Source organism: Ilumatobacter sp., assembly GCF_041688325.1.
Taxonomy (GTDB): Bacteria; Actinomycetota; Acidimicrobiia; order Acidimicrobiales; family Ilumatobacteraceae; genus Ilumatobacter_A.
In genome coordinates, this window is sequence record NZ_JBDNIJ010000234.1 from 1 (window position 1) to 1830 (window position 1830).

At 63.1% G+C, this 1830-nt stretch carries 2 protein-coding genes; both read right to left on the bottom strand.

The window, feature by feature from the left end:
* Positions 1–113: 113 nt before the first annotated feature.
* Positions 114–491: a hypothetical protein gene (locus tag ACH2EI_RS13335; RefSeq protein WP_395152839.1), complete on the bottom strand. Its 378-nt coding sequence runs from the start codon at positions 489–491 to the stop codon at positions 114–116.
* Between the two features lie 127 nt (positions 492–618).
* Positions 619–1695, bottom strand: a complete 1077-nt coding sequence (locus tag ACH2EI_RS13340) for a glutathione S-transferase family protein (RefSeq protein WP_395160364.1) — start codon at positions 1693–1695, stop codon at positions 619–621.
* Positions 1696–1830 lie beyond the last annotated feature (135 nt).

Below are 1830 nucleotides of genomic sequence, written 5' to 3' on the forward strand. Positions count from 1 at the left end.
ACGGCGTCGACCTGGTCGGGCCCGGCACCACTGACGCCGAACAACGTCCGGCCACGCGCCGCACGGGTCTGCGACGACCGGATCTTCCGCCGAACCGAGCGGACGACCGAGCGCTAACGGGATCCAGAGGGCCCGAGTCGGGCCAACGGCTTCGCTCTGTTCGCGTACGAGGCTGATCGACGTGCACGCCACGCCAGCCCGTTCGATGAAGTTGGAGAGGGCGCCAACTGCGCCCGTGCACAACGGTCAAACAGGAACGAGTAGTGCCAGTTGCTGACACCACCGATCTCGTCAGCGTCTGCCATTTCGCGCAACCGCTCTGCAGGAAACGAGATGTTTGGGTCCTCCGGGAATGCGCTGCGGTCGAAGTTGGTGCTGACGCGGCTCAACACGACGTCGCCCCAGTCAACATTGCTCGGCACGACCCAGTAGCCAAGTGCACCGAGCGTGAACGGCGCATCAGATTGCAGATGCAGGCCGGCGGTCGACACGATCGCGACCGTCGACTCGGCCAGCGGCTTGGGCGTGATCCACGCCCCCGGTTCAATCGCGACATCGCATCGGCGCGCGCTTGCAGGTGTTCGGCTTCTGCTTCGTGGAGATCGCTCAGTCGCACCATCAGGCGAAGAGGATCTCGCAACCAGTGCCAGTGAGGAGTACATCGACCGCTGCGCGATCGGCCTCAGCCAGCGCTGCATACTGCTCGCGCAACCACACCAAACACTTGCCCTGATAGCCGAACGGGCTCTGCGAATAGGTCTGGCCGTCGATCGTGCACACCATCTCGTCGGCACCTGATTGCAGCGCCTCCGCATTGGCGACCATAAATGGGGCGTACGTTCGGCCAGCTTCTTCGAGCAACCGGTGCACCGTGAGCGCCAACGCGTCGCTGGCGTCCCAACCTCCCTGCTCGTCGGCAACAGGCCACGACGACAGGTCGTCGACCCGCTCGATCCAGTTCACCACCCGAGGCGCCCGGGCGGTAGCCAATGCGGTCGACGTCGGATCCCACCAGAGCATCGGCTTGAGCTGGCCGTACATCGCCATGTCAGATCGTCCCGGTCGTTCGCCGAAGAGGAACGGTTGGTGTGCCAGGTGCTCCTGCAGAATGTCGAGGAGACGTTCGAACGAGCCTTCAAGAATGGGCTGATTCTGATCGGTCGATCCAACGAGTGCTCGACGACCGACCTGGCGCTCGATGATGAAATCATGTGCTTTGGCAAGCTGCTCGTCGGGAGCGTGCAGGTTCTGATCGAGCGGCAACAGCAGGCCCGCTTTTTCGATATCTGCGTCGTAGGTCCACCGATAGTGGTACATCGCCTTGGTGACCCACTCGTCGGCGAAGTCCTCAAGTAGGAAGTCGACAAACGCGAGGGCCCGATCCGTCGGCACAAGACTGCGCTGCGCGTGATCGGCCTCCAGCCGTGTGATCTGTGGCGACGAGTCGACGAGCGTCTCGGAGTACGCGCCGTCGTCGCCCGGAAAGATCAGCACCGGGATGATCGGCACCGATCCTGTCGGGAACGTGTCGAATGCCGAGCCCCGCAGCACCCACCGAAACGGGATGTGCCGATAGCGCAGCACGGCGCGCATCTTCAGGCTGTACGGCGAGCTATGCGCCCCGCGGATAACGATCGGTCGATCAGACGACGTCGTGGTGCCCGCCAAGAGCGGATGCTGCCCTGACGTTTTCATGAGCTTGATGCCGTCAGTGACTGCGTGAAGCTCATGAAAACGAGGCCGCAAGGTGGTTCATCCGGGCTCGAACGATCATCGTGTACGTGTCGGCAATGGCGGCTTCGCGATGGTCTTTCTGCGCTTCGAGGCGGG